Annotated in this window: 14 protein-coding genes; 2 read left to right on the forward strand and 12 right to left on the reverse strand. The window is 58.4% G+C overall.

The genetic code is table 11. The features are described 5' to 3' along the window. Positions 1 to 74 precede the first annotated feature (74 nt). The 7 genes from ACQR3R_RS23790 to minC form a co-directional block, all read right to left on the reverse strand. The gene (locus tag ACQR3R_RS23790) at positions 75 to 2,231 is read right to left on the reverse strand and encodes a mechanosensitive ion channel domain-containing protein (protein ID WP_428275969.1); all 2,157 of its coding nucleotides are present in this window, start codon (positions 2,229 to 2,231) and stop codon (positions 75 to 77) included. 77 nt (positions 2,232 to 2,308) lie between these two features. Next, the gene (locus ACQR3R_RS23795) at positions 2,309 to 2,485 is read right to left on the reverse strand and encodes a hypothetical protein (RefSeq protein WP_428275971.1); all 177 of its coding nucleotides are present in this window, start codon (positions 2,483 to 2,485) and stop codon (positions 2,309 to 2,311) included. 94 nt (positions 2,486 to 2,579) lie between these two features. Continuing rightward, the gene (locus ACQR3R_RS23800; RefSeq protein ID WP_428275973.1) at positions 2,580 to 3,869 is read right to left on the reverse strand and encodes a M18 family aminopeptidase; all 1,290 of its coding nucleotides are present in this window, start codon (positions 3,867 to 3,869) and stop codon (positions 2,580 to 2,582) included. A gap of 172 nt (positions 3,870 to 4,041) precedes the next feature. Continuing rightward, complete coding sequence (locus ACQR3R_RS23805; protein ID WP_428275975.1) at positions 4,042 to 4,677, reverse strand: pseudouridine synthase; 636 nt, start codon at positions 4,675 to 4,677, stop codon at positions 4,042 to 4,044. A gap of 101 nt (positions 4,678 to 4,778) precedes the next feature. After that, complete coding sequence (minE, locus tag ACQR3R_RS23810; protein WP_007944431.1) at positions 4,779 to 5,033, reverse strand: cell division topological specificity factor MinE; 255 nt, start codon at positions 5,031 to 5,033, stop codon at positions 4,779 to 4,781. Continuing rightward, positions 5,033 to 5,845, reverse strand: a complete 813-nt coding sequence (minD, locus tag ACQR3R_RS23815; protein WP_150631077.1) for a septum site-determining protein MinD — start codon at positions 5,843 to 5,845, stop codon at positions 5,033 to 5,035. The genes minE and minD overlap by 1 nt, the downstream gene beginning before the upstream one ends. 202 nt (positions 5,846 to 6,047) lie before the next feature. Then, positions 6,048 to 6,785 carry a septum site-determining protein MinC gene (gene minC, locus ACQR3R_RS23820; protein ID WP_428275978.1) on the reverse strand — a complete coding sequence of 246 codons (738 nt, stop codon included), beginning with the start codon at positions 6,783 to 6,785 and terminating at the stop codon, positions 6,048 to 6,050. A 118-nt stretch (positions 6,786 to 6,903) separates the two neighbouring features. Here minC and ACQR3R_RS23825 point away from each other — a divergent pair, with 118 nt between their 5' ends. Both ACQR3R_RS23825 and ACQR3R_RS23830 read left to right on the forward strand, forming a co-directional pair. Beyond that, positions 6,904 to 7,836 (forward strand): lipid A biosynthesis lauroyl acyltransferase, encoded by a 933-nt coding sequence (locus ACQR3R_RS23825; protein ID WP_428275980.1) that lies wholly within the window; start codon positions 6,904 to 6,906, stop codon positions 7,834 to 7,836. Positions 7,837 to 7,871: 35 nt separating this feature from the next. After that, positions 7,872 to 9,044 (forward strand): patatin-like phospholipase family protein, encoded by a 1,173-nt coding sequence (locus ACQR3R_RS23830; RefSeq protein ID WP_428275982.1) that lies wholly within the window; start codon positions 7,872 to 7,874, stop codon positions 9,042 to 9,044. 491 nt (positions 9,045 to 9,535) lie between these two features. Here the strand turns inward: ACQR3R_RS23830 and ACQR3R_RS23835 are convergent, their stop codons facing one another. The 5 genes from ACQR3R_RS23835 to ACQR3R_RS23855 all read right to left on the reverse strand — a co-directional run bounded on the left by ACQR3R_RS23835 (position 9,536) and on the right by ACQR3R_RS23855 (position 15,177). After that, positions 9,536 to 10,327 carry an outer membrane protein OmpK gene (locus ACQR3R_RS23835; protein WP_428275984.1) on the reverse strand — a complete coding sequence of 264 codons (792 nt, stop codon included), beginning with the start codon at positions 10,325 to 10,327 and terminating at the stop codon, positions 9,536 to 9,538. Between the two features lie 376 nt (positions 10,328 to 10,703). Beyond that, entirely contained in the window at positions 10,704 to 11,489 is a 786-nt protein-coding gene (locus ACQR3R_RS23840; protein ID WP_428275986.1) for an outer membrane protein OmpK, read from the reverse strand. A gap of 42 nt (positions 11,490 to 11,531) precedes the next feature. Then, complete coding sequence (locus tag ACQR3R_RS23845; protein WP_428275988.1) at positions 11,532 to 12,890, reverse strand: solute carrier family 23 protein; 1,359 nt, start codon at positions 12,888 to 12,890, stop codon at positions 11,532 to 11,534. Between the two features lie 317 nt (positions 12,891 to 13,207). Beyond that, entirely contained in the window at positions 13,208 to 14,509 is a 1,302-nt protein-coding gene (locus tag ACQR3R_RS23850) for a urate hydroxylase PuuD (RefSeq protein ID WP_428275990.1), read from the reverse strand. A gap of 50 nt (positions 14,510 to 14,559) precedes the next feature. Further along, positions 14,560 to 15,177 carry an ureidoglycolate lyase gene (locus ACQR3R_RS23855; protein ID WP_428275992.1) on the reverse strand — a complete coding sequence of 206 codons (618 nt, stop codon included), beginning with the start codon at positions 15,175 to 15,177 and terminating at the stop codon, positions 14,560 to 14,562. Between the last annotated feature and the right edge of the window lies 1 nt (position 15,178).

Here is a 15,178-nt window from a genome sequence, read left to right on the forward strand (position 1 = left end):
TGATCGATCGAACATAAAAAATCCCCGACTGGTTCGGGGATTTTTTTTGCCTGCCGTTTGTAACCGCTGTGGGGTTATTCCGTTGTGGGTCCGCCACCCGCAGTGACGACCTGCACACTCATGCGTGGTGTTGCCAGGTCGAGCCCCGCCTCATCCAGATGCCGCTTGAGCGACAGGTTGAACGCCCGTGACACTTCCCACTGTTTGATCGGAGCGGTCTTGAAGCGAGCGCGAAGAATCGCATTGCCGGACTCGAAACTCTCCACGCCCTGAATCTCCAGCGGCGACCAGATATTGCGGCGCTGCAGCGGATCGGCGCGCATTTTCTGCCCGACTTCACGCATCAGTTTGATCGCATCATCAATGTCCATATTGGCCGGCACTGCCACGCGGAAGATCGCATAGCCGAATTCCCGCGAGTAGTTCTTGATGCTCTTGATCTCGCTGAACGGAATAGTGTGGACGATGCCGTCAATGTCGCGCAGGCGCACCGTACGGATGGTCAGGCCTTCCACCGTGCCCAAGTGCCCACCCACGTCGACGTAGTCGTCAATGGCCAAAGAGTCTTCGATGATGATGAACAGCCCGGTGATCAAGTCCGCCACCAGCGACTGCGCACCAAAGCCGATGGCCAGGCCGATTACACCGGCACCGGCCAGCAGTGGCGTCACGTTCATGCCCATGTTCGCCAGCGCGACGATCATTGCCACGATGAAAATAGCCACGAACAGCACGTTGCGGATCAGCGGCATCATCGTTTGCGCGCGGGCATTCGCCAGGCCTTTGCGCGAGCGGGTGAGCGCGTGGTGCACGGCGGTATCGCTGAGAATCCAGATCAGCCAGGCGAAAATCAGCGTGCCGGCAAGGCTGAGTAGTTTGACGCTGACTTCGTGGCCTTCACCTTCCGTGAAGGCGATCAGCGACATGCCCCACACACGCAGGCCAAGTTCGATGAATGCGAACCACACCAACAGGTGCGCGAGGGTATAGAAGAAGCTTTTCAGGCGATCAGAATACAGCGCATGACGCTTGATGCCGCGTTGCGGTCGTAGAGAGTGGCGGCGCACCAGACCGTTGATGACCATGCACAACACCAGCAATACAGTGCAAATCAGCGACTGGCGCAACGCGGTGCTGGTGTCGCCGGCGGAAACGAATGTGGCGAGTACTGAAATAGCCACCAGTACCAGCGCCGGCACGTACCAATAGGTCCCGAGAATATCGATGGTGTCGCTGAGCGCGCGACGGGTCAGGCGTCGCGACAGCGGTTGGTTGCGGATCAAGTGAGCAATGGGCCGTCTGAAGCGCAAGATGAACAGGCCGGTGAATAACGCTGCCAGTATGTTGGTGATGGTGGCGGCAGCATGTGCCAGATGCGGACCGAGGCTGTCCACCAGTCGTGGATCGTTCAAGGCCTCACCGAACGCGGCAAAACTACCAATCAGCCACAGCGGCCGGAATGCCTGGTGCCGCAGGATGTATAGGGCGCGGTGCCGATGCGGGCCGTCGAGCAACGAAAATGCGATGACGCAGATCGCCGAGAAACACGTGCCCACCACCAACGCATAAGCCAGCATCATGGCCAGGCTTTTACCCAGTGACGAGGGCAGGGCATAGCTCATGTAGACCGTGATCACCAAGGCAATCAGCCACGGCCCGAGCTTGCGCAGGGCGAAGCGCAGCATGTCCGATGCCTTGGGATGTTGCGGCAGCTCTTCGGTGAGGCCAAAACGCATCTGCACCCGATGGCCGAGCCATATCAGCGCGGCGGCCAGCAGGCTCCAGACCATCAGGATCATTGCGAAGGCAAAGATGATCGGCAGCCATTCATTGGCCGGAAGCACACGCTCCGACAACTCTTCCTTGGCCAGCTCGAATTCTGTGGACCAGCGTGTGATCGGGCTGTCCTCGCCCGTGAACTGCTTTTCGAAACTGGCCAGCGTGCCGCCAATCAAGCCCAATACGCCTTCTTCGGCAGTGGGTTGAGCTTTTTTGGTGGCGTCACGCAGCTTTTTCAGGTCCGCCAGCAACTTGCTGCGTTGCTGGTCGTTCTCCAGCGACTTGATGACTTCGTCCAGTGATTGCCCGAGAGGCTCTTGCGCCTCCGGCTGGGTTTTCGCCGAGCTATTGAGCAGGCTGGGCAAGCCGACCGCTTGGGCTGGCGCCAGCGGCAGCAGCGTCATGAGGCAGACGAGAAGAAAATACGGCAGGGTGAAAAGACGAGCGAACACTAGGCGGTCAACCTTGCAAAGAGCATATCGACCGAGTGTACGAGTCCGTCAAAATCAATGCGAGTCGGGGCGAGGAATTATTCGTTGAGTTTGGCGAGGATCTTGAACACTACGGTGCCAAGGATCAGCAGCATGCCAACCCACATTGCAAACACCCCGGCGTTCTTGTCACGGAAATTGAAGCCGAACGCCAGCATGATCATCCCGCAGAGGATCGGAATCAGCATGGCGTGAAACGAAGACATCGAAATCATGGCGACAGCCTTGTCGTGGGTGATAAATAAAGTTTAGTGGGCTTTTCACACCCCTGCAGGCGAGAGCAATCTCACGCCAGCAGGGGGCGAGGAGTTACGGCAACTCGTGGCAGGCGTAGAACGCGCTCAGCACTTTGACCAGGTGCGCCAGGTCATGGCTGCCGCATAGCTCGCGGATCGAGTGCATGGCAAAGGTCGGCAAACCGATGTCGACAGTGCGCACACCGAGGTGGCTGGCGGTGATCGGGCCGATTGTCGAACCGCAGCCCATGTCGCTGCGTACCACGAAGCTCTGCACCGGCACCTCTTCGGCCATGCACAGATGGCGGAAGAAACCGGCGGTTTCGCTGTTGGTGGCGTAACGCTGGTTGCTGTTGACCTTGATCACGGGGCCGGCATTGAGCTTGGGGCCGTGGTTGGCGTCGTGTTTGTCGGCGTAGTTGGGGTGTACGCCGTGGGCATTGTCGGCCGACACCAGCAACGACTTCTGGATGGTGCGTACGAACTCGTCGCCATCAGGTAGCAAACGACGCAGCGTTTGCTCCAGCATCGGGCCATCGGCGCCGCATGCCGAGCATGAGCCAACCTCTTCGTGATCGTTGGCGACCAGTACGCAGGTTTCGTCAGTTTCGGCGGTCAGCAAGGCTTGCAGGCCGGCGTAGCAGGACAACAGGTTGTCCAGTCGCGCACCTGCGATGAAGTCGCCGTGCAGGCCGATGATCGCAGCGCTTTGGGTGTCGTAGAAGCTCAACTCGTAATCGAGCACCACGTCGGCATTCAGGCCATGTTCGCGGGCGAGTTGGTCGGTCAGTACCGCGCGGAAGTCTACGCGTTCATCACCGGCGAACTGCGCGAGGATAGGCGGCAGCTCGGTTTGGGCATTGATAGCCCAGCCCATATTGGCTTCACGATTGAGGTGAATGGCCAGGTTGGGAATTGTCGCGATGGGTGCCTTGAAATCGATCAGTTGGCTCTCGACCTTGCCGTCACGGCGGAACGTCACGCGGCCGGCCAGCGACAAATCGCGGTCGAACCAAGGCGCCAGCAGCGCGCCGCCATACACTTCGACGCCCAACTGCCAGAAACCCTGGCGTTGCAGCTCGGGCTGAGGTTTGACGCGCAGGCATGGGCTGTCGGTGTGAGCGCCTACCAGGCGAATGCCGCCATGCAGTGGCGAGTGACGACCCATTTTGATCGCGACGATCGAAGAGTCATTACGGGTGACGTAGTAGCGGCCATTGGTTTCGGTGGCCCAGGGCTCGCGCTCGTCGAGGCGCTGATAGCCCGCCGCTTCCAGGCGCTGAACGAGGCTGGCAGTGGCATGAAATGGGGTAGGGGAGGCCTTGAGGAAGTCGATCAGGCCTTGGTTCAACTCTTCGCGCATAAGTAGCTCCAGACAGCAATGGCGCCAGTTTAACGTATTGAAAGCGCAAAGTGCGGCGGCACGGAACTTGTGGGAGCGGGCTTGCTCGCGAAAGCGGTGTATCAGGCAACATTGATGTCGACTGACACTCCCTCTTCGCGAGCAAGCCCGCTCCCACAGGTTCTCATCGGCTTTAGAACGGTGCAGGGCACTCGAAACGCAGGCGCTCGCCGCTTTGCGGGTGAGTGAAGCTGAGCATGCTGGCGTGCAGGCACAGTCTTGGCCAGGCCGCCAGCGCCTGTTCGTGTGCGTACAGGCCATCACCCAGCAGCGGATGGCCAATGGAAAGCATGTGCACACGCAACTGGTGAGAGCGACCGGTAATCGGTGTCAGTTCGACGCGGCACCAGTCGCCGCAGCGTTCCAATGCGCGCCAGAAGGTCAGGGCATTTTTGCCGAACTCATGGTCCACGACGTGGCGTGGCTTGGTTGGCGGGTCATAGCGCAAGGGCAGATCGATACTGCCGCTGTCCAGCTCCGGTTGGCCCCAGCACAGCGCGGTGTAGGCCTTTTCGGTTTCGCGGTCGTGGAATTGCCGGGACAATTCGCGATGCGTGTCGGGGTCGCGGGCCAGCAGAATGATGCCGGAGGTTTCCCAATCCAGCCGATGGACGATTCGCGCTTCCGGGTAGCCGTTTTCTTGCAGGCGGGTGATCAGGCAATCCTTGTTGTCATCGGCCCGGCCGGGCACGGACAGCAACAGGGTGGGTTTGTTGACCACCAATACGGCGGCGTCCTGATGGATGATGCGGATGTTGGACAGCGGCATTAAAACAGCCTCGTAACAAACGCCAACGGCGGCTCAAGCCCCCGCCGTCCCCGTGTAGGGACGCAGGAGGCCTGAGCCGCCGTGGCTCCCGCCGGATCGACTCAGCGATCTGGCAGGGTGATATTGAGTTCCAGGATCGAGCAGCTGCCCTGGTTTTCCAGAGCGACGTGCACGTCATCGGACCCGATATTGACGTACTTGCGGATCACCTCTACCAATTCCTTCTGCAAGGCAGGCAGGTAGTCCGGGGTACTGCGTTGGCCGCGTTCATGCGCCACGATGATCTGTAGACGCTCTTTCGCGACCGAGGCGGTACTTGGCTTCTTGTTAGCCCGAAAGAAGTCAAAAATGTTCATTACCGGCCTCCAAACAGACGCTCAAAGAATCCTTTCTTCGTCACATCGAGAAAACGATGTTCCACGGTTTTGCCCAGTAAGCGATCGACTGCATCGCTATACGCCTGGCCGGCGTCACTTTGGTCGTCAAGAATAACCGGCACACCCGAGTTGGATGCCTTGAGCACCGCTTGGGACTCAGGGATTACACCCAGCAGGGTTACGGCGAGAATTTCCTTGACGTCTTCGACGCCGAGCATTTCGCCGTCGCTGACGCGTTGCGGGTTGTAACGGGTCAACAGCAAGTGTTCCTTGATCGGCTCTTCACCGTTTTCGGCGCGACGCGATTTGCTGGCCAACAGGCCGAGCATGCGGTCGGAGTCGCGTACCGAGGACACTTCAGGGTTGGTCACGACAATCGCTTCATCAGCGAAGTACATGGCCAGGTGAGCACCTTTCTCGATACCCGCTGGCGAATCGCAGACCACGAATTCGAAATCTTCTTTCAGTGCCATCAGCACTTTTTCCACGCCTTCGACGGTCAGCGCGTCTTTGTCGCGGGTCTGGCTGGCGGCGAGGACGTAGAGGTTTTCCAGGCGCTTGTCTTTGATCAGGGCCTGTTGCAGGTTGGCTTCGCCGTTGACGACGTTGACGAAGTCATACACCACGCGACGCTCGCAACCCATGATCAGGTCGAGGTTACGCAAACCAACGTCGAAGTCGACGATAACTGTTTTGTGACCGCGCAGAGCGAGGCCGGTACCAATAGCGGCACTGGTGGTGGTCTTACCCACACCACCCTTGCCGGATGTAACCACGAGAATCTTGGCCAAGGTGTTTCACCCCTAAGGAAAAAGGACTTTTAGCCCCTGAAAAACATCTCTAGAAAAACGACTGCAGTCGAACAGCCTTGGCTGGAATCGGGTCAAAAACGGTACTTACCTCCGGTAAACACTGCTTTTTGCCCTTTTTCCTACTTCGTTTGAGCCGTTTTCGCTACGTTTTAGAGATGCTTGGAAAATGCGGCAGTATCCGTTAAAGACGAATGATGTTCAACACATCGCCTGACAGGCTGACCTGTACGCCTGCACCCCATAAAGGGTCACGACGCAGATCCTCCGAAACCTTGTAGTGGCCTGCGATGGAGACCAGTTCAGCGCTCATTTGCTGACAGAAAATCCTGGCTTTCGTGTCGCCTTTGACACCGGCCAACACCCGACCGCGCATCGGGCCGTATACATGGATGTTCCCATCGGCGAGAAGTTCCGCACCCGGGCTGACCGAAGAGATCACCACCAGGTCGCAACCCTGGGCGTAAATCTGCTGGCCACCGCGCACTGGCGAGGTAATGATTTTGGTCGGTTTGATCGTCGGTTCCGGTGGTTTTTCCGGTTTTTTCTTCACTTGGCCTTCGAGCGGGTCCAGCGCGCGCTCTCTGGCACCCGATGGCGGCAGCACGGGCAGATCGACCGCGATGGCGGCAGCGATGTCTTCGATGCGGCTGGCACGGATAGCCAGGGTGCGCAGGCCATGCTGGCGGCAAACACGCATCAGGCCAGGCAAATCGACGGCACCTTCGCTGGCCGGAAGTTTATCCAGGGCCAGCACCAGCGGTGCGTTACTGAAAAAATTAGGTGCCTGGGCGACCTTGGCGGCCAGTTGCCGATCAAGGTTCTCAAGGTCGTTACGCGCCAGTTCCAGCACCGTAATGGCGAGCATGCTGCCCTTTAGCTGGAACACGGGATCTTGGTCTAGCGGTTCGGTTTGGCTCATGGTCGGCATACAACGGCTTGTCACTAAAAGTGCCGAGACTTATAACGAGAACGCTCGCGAGCCGCAACCCGGGTTGAACGATGTAGAATGCGCGGCCATTGTCTTTCCGGAACCTTTAATGGATCGCCCGCGTTTTAGAAAAACATTTCTCATGCCGCGTTTCTGGCCACTTTGGTGTGGTTTGGGGCTGTTGTGGCTCATTGTGCAGCTGCCTTATCCGGCATTGTTGGCGGTCGGCCGCGTTCTCGGCGCGGCGATGTATCGTGTGGCCGGCGACCGACGGCGTATCGCCAAGCGCAATCTCGAGCTGTGCTTTCCGGAAAAAAGCGCTGCCGAGCGCAAACGCTTGCTCAAGGAAAATTTCGCCTCCACCGGTATCGCCTTTTTCGAAATGGCCATGAGTTGGTGGTGGTCGCGTGAACGTCTGGCCAAGCTTGCGCATGTCGAAGGGCTGGAGCATTTGAAAAAAGCCCAGCGCGAGGGCAAAGGCGTGATTCTGATGGCCGTGCACTTCACCACGCTGGAAATTGGCGCGGCGTTGTTGGGCCAGCAGCACACCATCGACGGCATGTACCGTGAACACAAGAATCCGCTGTTCGACTACATCCAGCGCAGTGGCCGTGAGCGGCACAACCTGGATTCGCTGGCCGTGGAACGTGAGGACGTGCGTGGCATGCTCAAGCTGCTGCGGGCCGGCCGGGCGATCTGGTACGCGCCGGATCAGGACTACGGCGCCAAGCAAAGTATCTTCGTGCCGCTGTTCGGCATTCAGGCCGCTACAGTCACCGCCACCAGCAAGTTCGCGCGACTGGGCAAGGCGCTGGTAGTGCCGTTCACCCAGGAACGCCTGGCTGATGGCAGCGGTTATCGCCTGGTGATTCATGCACCGCTTGAAGGTTTTCCCGGCGAGAGCGAAGAGGCCGATTGCATCCGCATCAACCAGTGGGTTGAAGGTGTATTGCGCGATTGCCCGGAGCAATACCTGTGGGCCCACCGGCGCTTCAAAAGTCGTCCTCCTGGCGAGCCGAAGCTGTACGCAAAACGCGGTTGAATATCCGTTCCCTATAAGCACCATGGAGTGTTGCGATGAGCCCAGCCGAACCGGTCACAGGATTGATTCTTTCCGGCGGCGGCGCTCGAGCGGCTTATCAGGTCGGGGTGCTGGCAGCGATAGCCGAACTGCTGCCGGTCGGTGCCAGCAATCCGTTCCCGGTGATCGTCGGCACGTCTGCCGGGGCGATCAACGCGGTCAGTCTTGCCAGCGGCGCAATGGACTTTCGAGGCGCTATCGAGCGCCTCACAGCCTTCTGGCAAGGCTTTCGTAGCCATCTGGTGTTGCGCAGCGACTGGCCCGGCGTGATCAGCCAGGCCAGCCGATTTGTGACGCACAGTTTGTTGGGCATGGGCGCACAAGTGCCGGTGGCGCTGCTCAACAGCTCACCGCTGCGTGATTTGCTGCACGATAAATTGCAGATGGGCGGCATCGCCGAATCCATCGCACAGCAACAATTGCACGCAGTGGCGGTCACGGCATTCGGTTACGAGTCCGGGCAGGCCGTTACCTTTTATCAGGGCAGCGGCACCATCGACGCCTGGTTGCGCCATCGGCGTATCGGTATGCCGACGCAATTGACGGTCGAGCATTTGCTGGCAAGTTCAGCCATTCCCTTGTTGTTCGCGCCGGTAAAAATCGGCGAAGAGTATTTTGGCGACGGCGCTGTGCGCCAGTCGGCACCGATCAGTCCGGCCCTGCACCTTGGCGCGAGCCGAGTGCTGGTGGTGGGCGTCAGCGGCAATCCGCGTGGGGTTGATCCGCAGCAGCCGCTGCAACGCACCTACACCGGGCAGCAGCCGACCCTGGCGCAAATCGGCGGGCACATGCTCAACAGTACGTTCATCGACAGTCTGGAAAGCGACATCGAGTTGCTGCAGCGTCTGAATCAGTTCAGCCATTTGATGCCCGACGGCACGCCGATGCGTGAATTGGGGGTAGCGCCGGTCGAGGTGTTGGTGATTGCGCCGAGTCAGCCAATCGACGAGATAGCCGCACGGCATCGCCAGGAATTGCCAGCCGCGCTGCGGTTGTTTCTGCGTGGGCCGGGGGCGACCAAGACCAGCGGTGCGGGGGTGTTGAGTTATCTGCTGTTCGAGGCGGGATATTGCAGTGAATTGATTGATCTCGGGCGGCGTGATGCGTTGGCCAAAAAGGATGAGTTGTGCCGATTTCTGGGGATTGGCGAGGCGGTGGTTCCCTTCTGAGATTTGCGCCGCGGCAATCGCTAGCAGGCTAGCTCCCACAGGGATTCAGTGGTGTACACAAAGCCAAGGCTAGCTGCCACAGGGATTCAGTGGTGTACACAAAGCCAAGGCTAGCTGCCACAGGGATTCAGTGGTGTACACAAAACCAAGGCTAGCTGCCACAGGGATTCAGTGGTGTACACAAAGCCAAGGCTAGCTGCCACAGGGATTCAGTGCTGTACACACAGCCAAGGCTAGCTGCCACAGGGATTCAGTGGTGTACACACAGCCAAGGCTAGCTCCCACAGGGATTCAGTGGTGTACACAAAACCAAGGCTAGCTGCCACAGGGATTCAGTGATGTACACACAACCAAGGCTAGCTCCCACAGGGATTCAGTGGTGTACACAAAGCCAAGGCTAGCTGCCACAGGGATTCAGTGGTGTACACAAAACCAATGTGGGAGCCAGCCTGCTGGCGATGGCGTCCTCGCAGACGCCATTTAAAGCAGCATCAGAAGTGAAACTTGACCAGGAAGCTCGTCACGTTCTGATTGGTGGTAAACGCGTTGGTGTCATCAATCCCGTACTTGTTCTTCCAGTAGTCGTACTCAACACCGACATATAGCTGCTTGGCGCCAAAATTCAGCGCTTTGCCCAAGTCGTATTTGACCTGCGGGTTGAAGTGCAGGTTGGCGTGGTAGTCGCCACGCGCGTTGGTGTCGTTGTCGACCACCCAGTCCATGTAGCCATCGATCAGGATGCTCGAATCGCCGACGGGGATGGTGTAGGACCACACCGGCGTGATCTGCCAGACGTTGTTGCCCGGGCGATCACCATCAGGATGGCGCTGGTAGAAGTTCAACTGGAAGTAGTCGAAGCCAGGGATCGCCAGGTCGAAGCCAGGACCAATCAGGTAAGACTCGACGTCACCTTCACCAAACTCGTACGTCATGGCCAGCAGCACGTCTTTGATCGGGCCGAATTCGATCTTCTGGTCCAGGACTTTGCCCAGCGAGATACGCGGCTGGAACTCACCGTAGGTGGTGTTCGGGCCAACGTTGTTGTCGTCCTTGCCGTTGTAGAAAATCTTGTCGACGAACAGGAAGTTATCCCCGTATTTCCAGGCGTCGGCGTGTTCGAAGGTCACGGTCTGTTGAATCGCCGGGTTAACCTTGAAGTCCTTGCCGTACAGGTAGGTCAGGCTGTTGTTCTGCCAAAGCAGCAGGTCGCCATCGCCGGCCATTGCCTGGCCGCCGGCCAATAAGGATCCCGCGAGCATCAGGCTGGTGCACGTACGTTTCATTCGGTTGCTCCCAAAAAGTAGGTGGTTCCACGTTATTTTTCTAAGGTCGGCGCTCTGGTGTGGCGCCTTTTTGTGCAGCTGTAAAAAGTCATCCAGTCGGTCAGCTTTATTGCTGTTAGCAAGAGCTGGGCCAAGGTTTTCAAAAAGCAAAAAAACTCCCGTTCGGCGGCTCGAAAGCAGTCGATTGAGAGGGTTTTTGAGGCGCCTTGGTACTGTCCAGAGCCGGGATAAGTTGGCTTTCTGGTCAGGAATTAAATCCGGGCTTTTTTTTAACGCGGATTCTGGCGGCCGCGGAGAATACTGACTCCTTGGCCAGGTCTCAAGTGCCCCGCAACAGCGCACCGACGACAGGTTTGGGGCACGGTTGCGGGCCATCTTAAAAGTGCACCTTCACCAGCAGGCTGGCGGTGTTTTGATTGGTGTCCAGGTTCGAACTGGTTTCAACGCCGTACTTGTTCTTCCAATAGCTGTACTCGGTGCCGACGTAGAACTGCTTTTCACCCCAGCCCAGCGCTTTGCCCAAGTCATATTTGAGCTGTGGGTTGAAGTGAAGATTGGCGTGGTAGGTGCCGCGCGAGTTCTGGTCGTTGTCCACCACCCAGTCCAGATAGCCATCGAACAACAGGTTCGAATTGCCCACCGGGATGCTGTAGGACCAGCTCGGTGTGACCTGCCACACGCCGTCGCCGGGGCGTGGGCCTTCGGTCTGGCGGCGGTAGAAGTTCAGGGTGAAGTAATTGAAACCCGGTACCGCAAGGTCGAAACCCGGGCCTATCAGGTAGGCCTCGCTGTCGCCTTCGCCATACTCGTAGGTCATCGCCAGCAGCACGTCCTTGATCGGGCCGTATTCAAAACGGCGGTCGAAAATCTTGCCGAACGACAAGCGCGGGCTGAACTCACCGTAGAACGCGTGGGGGCCTTTATTCCGGTCTTCCTTGCCGTTGTAGAAAATCTTGTCGACGAACAGAAAGTTGTCGCCGTACTTCCACTTGTCGGCATGTTCGAACGTCACCGTCTGCTGGATCGAGGGGTTGATGGCGAAGTTCTTGCCGTACAAGTAGCTCAGGCTGTTGGTTTGCCACAGCAATAAGTCACCGGCCATGGCTTGGCTGGCGGCCATCAGACCGCCGCTCAACAACAGGTTTGTCTGGGTCCTGATCATCTGTTGCTCCTTTTTGTTTTTATTGTTCGCTACAGCGTTCGATCAATGCGTGTGCGCATGGCAGTCGTTAATGACCGCGCGCTCTTTGCCGCCGAGGATGTTGAACAACAGGTTCAACATCAGCGCGCTGATCGTCGCCATGGCGATGCCGCTGTGGGTGATAGGGCTCATCCACAGCGGCAGGTGCGCGAAGAACTCCGGGCGTACCACCGGAATCAGCCCCATGCCGATGCTCACCGCTACCAGCAACTGGTTGCGACGATCACCGATGTCGGCTTCCTGAAGAATCTTGATCCCGGTAGCGGCGACCATGCCGAACATCGCAATCGCCGCGCCGCCGAGCACGGCGGGTGGAATCGATGCCACCAGAAACGCGGCTTTCGGCAACAGGCTCAAGACCACCAGCAAACCGCCGGCGACGATGGTGACCGAGCGGCAACGCACGCCCGTCATCTGCACCAGGCCGATGTTTTGCGCGAAAGAGGAGTGAGTGAAGGTGTTGAAGAAACCGGCGAAAAACGAGGCAGCAGCGTCACATAACAAACCGCGACGGAGCATGCGCGGGCAGACTTCCCGATCGGTGATCTTGCCCAGTGCCAGGAACATGCCTGTGGACTCGACGAAGATGATCACCACCACCAGGCACATCGACAGGATCGGTGCGAGTTCGAACTTCGGCATGCCGAAATGCAGCGGTGTAACGACTTGCAGCCAAGGCGCCTGCGCCATGCCACTGAGGTCGACCATGCCGATAACGCCGCAGACGACGTAGCCGATGCACATGCCGATCAGCACCGAAATGTTGACCCAGAAACCGCGCATGAAGCGATGGACCAACAAAATCGTGCCCAGCACCAACGCGGCGATGGCCAGGTAGACCGGTGAGCCGAATTGAGCCGCGCCAGCACCACCGCCAGCCCAATTAACGGCCACCGGGAACAGCGATAAACCGATTGAGGTGATGACCGTGCCGGTCACTAGAGGCGGGAAGAAGCGCACAACTTTGGACATGAACGGCGCAATGATCATGCCGAAAAAACCGGCAGCAATGGTTGCGCCGAAGATCCCTTGCAAACCGATGCCCGGCATTCCAGCCATGGCGACCATGCTGCCGACAGCGGCAAAACTGGCGCCCATCATCACCGGCATGCGGATGCCCATCGGGCCGATACCCAGTGATTGAACGATGGTTGCGATACCGGCCACCAGCAGGTCGGCGTTGATCAGAAAGGCGATTTCTTCACGACTCAGTCCAGCGGCCTGGCCAATGATCAGTGGCACTGCAATGGCGCCGCCGTACATCAGCAAAACGTGCTGCAAACCGACCAGGATCAGTTGAAAAAGGGGCAAACGCTGAATGGCGGGTGCGTCGGGGATGCGCGCTTCGGATAGCTCGGACATGCAACACCTCGGATCTTTTTTATTCTTGTGATTGAACAGCTGCCGGGTTGCTGGCAGCTGTTTCTTTGCATCATTCATATGTGTAGTCAGGGAGTTTGTTGTCGCCAGAGGGCTTACTGTGGCGAGGGGATTTATCCCCGTTCGGCGGCGAAGCCGTCGCAAACCCGGCTAACGCGATCCATCTGATGGTCGCGATCACAGGTTTTGGGGCTACTTCGTAACCCAACGGGGATAAATCCCCTCACCACAGTAATTCCTTCTACACAGCCAAAATCCCTACACAACAAAAGCCTGCTATTCACAGGCTTGTGTGTTGCTTAATTGGTCTGGGCTCCCTGGTTGATCCAGGCACCGATCAGGTCACGTTCCTGCTGGGTCATCTGAGTGATATTGCCCAGTGGCATGATCTGGCTGGCGACGGCTTGCGCCTGAATACGCGGAGCGTTCTGACGGATCTGATCAGGCGTATCGAACATCACACCGGCCGGTGCAGCACTGAACAACGGGCTGGTCGGTTTCGCCGAATGGCACACTGCGCAACGTTCCTGAATCACGCTGTGAACCTTGTCGAACGCCGGCCCTTGATTCGAGGCCTGGGCCGGCGTTGCAGCCGCAGCGGCAGGTTTCGCCGCTTCAGGTTTGGCGCCACCGCCAAGGGCGGTTTCCGGCAACGGCTGGTACTCGATGGTGCCGGGTGCCTTGGCCACTTCAGGTGCAGTCGACATCGGTGCAGGACCGGTCACGTAAGCCAGGCAGATCATGCCGACGGCTGCCACTGGCAGGGTCCAGGCAAACTTGTGGCTGTTGTGACGGGTGTTGAAGTAGTGACGAACCAACACGGCCAGTACCGCGATCCCGGCCAGAATCAGCCAGTTGTATTGGCTGCCATAGGTGCTCGGGAAGTGGTTGCTGATCATGATGAACAGCACCGGCAAGGTGAAGTAGTTGTTGTGACGCGAACGCAGCAAGCCTTTAGCCGGCAGCGCCGGATCTGGCGTGCGGTTCTCGGCAATCGCTGCCACCAGTGCGCGTTGCGCCGGCATGATGATGCGGAACACGTTCCCGACCATGATGGTGCCGATGATCGCGCCGACGTGCAGATAAGCCCCGCGGCCGCTGAACACTTTGCTGAAGCCGTAGGCCGCCGCAATGATCAGCACGAACAGGATGCCGCCGAGCAGGGCAGGGCGTTTGCCCAAAGCCGAGTCGCAGAGGAAGGAGTAGACGAACCAGCCGACGAACAGCGAAGCGATGCCCAGGGCAACACCTTCAGGACCGGTCAGGCTGCTGCCCGGTGCCAGCAGGTAAAGCGTCGGGTTGGAGTAGAACACCACGCACAGCAGCGCGATCCCCGACATCCAGGTGAAGTAGGCTTCCCATTTGAACCAGTGCAGGTTGTCCGGCATGGTCGGTGGAGCCAGTTTGTATTTTTCCAGGTGGTAGATACCGCCGCCGTGGATCGCCCACAAATCGCCCGCCAGACCACTTTTCGGGTTGACCCGATTGAGGTTGTTTTCCAGCCAGACGAAATAGAACGACGCGCCGATCCAGGCCACGCCAGTAATCATGTGAACCCAGCGCACGCTCAGGTTCAGCCATTCCAACAGATGTGCTTCCACAGTCTTTACCTCTCGCCTGTCACTCTGTCGTCGAGTGATCAGACCTTCTCTTATTGGTGGGGGGCGAGGATCAAACGCTCATCCTCTTTGAAAAAATGCTCATCGCAGTTATTGCCTGTGCCACTGCGATCAACCACCAGGAAGTCATCCCGCTTTTCGATCGTCAGCACCGGATGGTGCCAAACGCCGCGATGGTAATTGATGCCCTGCCTGCCGTTGGTGACGAAGGCGCGGACCAAGCCCGATACAGGTTCATCGCCAAGTGGCGCGACCACGATCAGAAAGGGGTTGCCGAGCAGCGGGATGAAAGCCTGGCTGCCCAACGGGTGACGCTCCAGCATGCAAACGGTCAGCGGCATGTCCTGCGCGTCGGCGCGGAAAATGCTGATGATTGCGTTGTCTTCTGGCGTGGCGGTTTCGACCGTCGCCAGTTTATGAAAGCGCATGGTCGAACCGTTGTTGATCATGAAGTGATCGCTGCCGTCGGTTTCGATCACGTCACCGAAAGGGGCGAAGGCTTCTTTTGTCAGCGGTTCAATCTTTAATGTGCGCATGCTGTTCTTTTCCGAATTCTGTGTTGTTGGTTCTGTAGCTATCGCCAGCAGGCTGGCTCCCACAGGGGAATGCATTGCAAATGTGGGAGCCAGCCTGCTGGCGATTGGCTTCAAC

It is taken from the genome of Gordonia sp. IEGM753 (genome assembly GCF_050321825.1).
Classification (GTDB): domain Bacteria; phylum Pseudomonadota; class Gammaproteobacteria; order Pseudomonadales; family Pseudomonadaceae; genus Aquipseudomonas.

What these genes read in the sequence shown, in the direction of transcription:
- ACQR3R_RS23795 (WP_428275971.1), bottom strand. Translation starts at nt 2,485, where the DNA reads ATGATTTCGATGTCTTCGTTTCACGCCATGCTGATTCCGATCCTCTGC.
- ACQR3R_RS23800 (WP_428275973.1), bottom strand. Translation starts at nt 3,869, where the DNA reads ATGCGCGAAGAGTTGAACCAAGGCCTGATCGACTTCCTCAAGGCCTCC.
- ACQR3R_RS23805 (WP_428275975.1), bottom strand. Translation starts at nt 4,677, where the DNA reads ATGCCGCTGTCCAACATCCGCATCATCCATCAGGACGCCGCCGTATTG.
- minE (WP_007944431.1), bottom strand. Translation starts at nt 5,033, where the DNA reads ATGAACATTTTTGACTTCTTTCGGGCTAACAAGAAGCCAAGTACCGCC.
- minC (WP_428275978.1), bottom strand. Translation starts at nt 6,785, where the DNA reads ATGAGCCAAACCGAACCGCTAGACCAAGATCCCGTGTTCCAGCTAAAG.
- ACQR3R_RS23825 (WP_428275980.1), top strand. Translation starts at nt 6,904, where the DNA reads ATGGATCGCCCGCGTTTTAGAAAAACATTTCTCATGCCGCGTTTCTGG.
- ACQR3R_RS23830 (WP_428275982.1), top strand. Translation starts at nt 7,872, where the DNA reads ATGAGCCCAGCCGAACCGGTCACAGGATTGATTCTTTCCGGCGGCGGC.
- ACQR3R_RS23835 (WP_428275984.1), bottom strand. Translation starts at nt 10,327, where the DNA reads ATGAAACGTACGTGCACCAGCCTGATGCTCGCGGGATCCTTATTGGCC.
- ACQR3R_RS23840 (WP_428275986.1), bottom strand. Translation starts at nt 11,489, where the DNA reads ATGATCAGGACCCAGACAAACCTGTTGTTGAGCGGCGGTCTGATGGCC.
- ACQR3R_RS23845 (WP_428275988.1), bottom strand. Translation starts at nt 12,890, where the DNA reads ATGTCCGAGCTATCCGAAGCGCGCATCCCCGACGCACCCGCCATTCAG.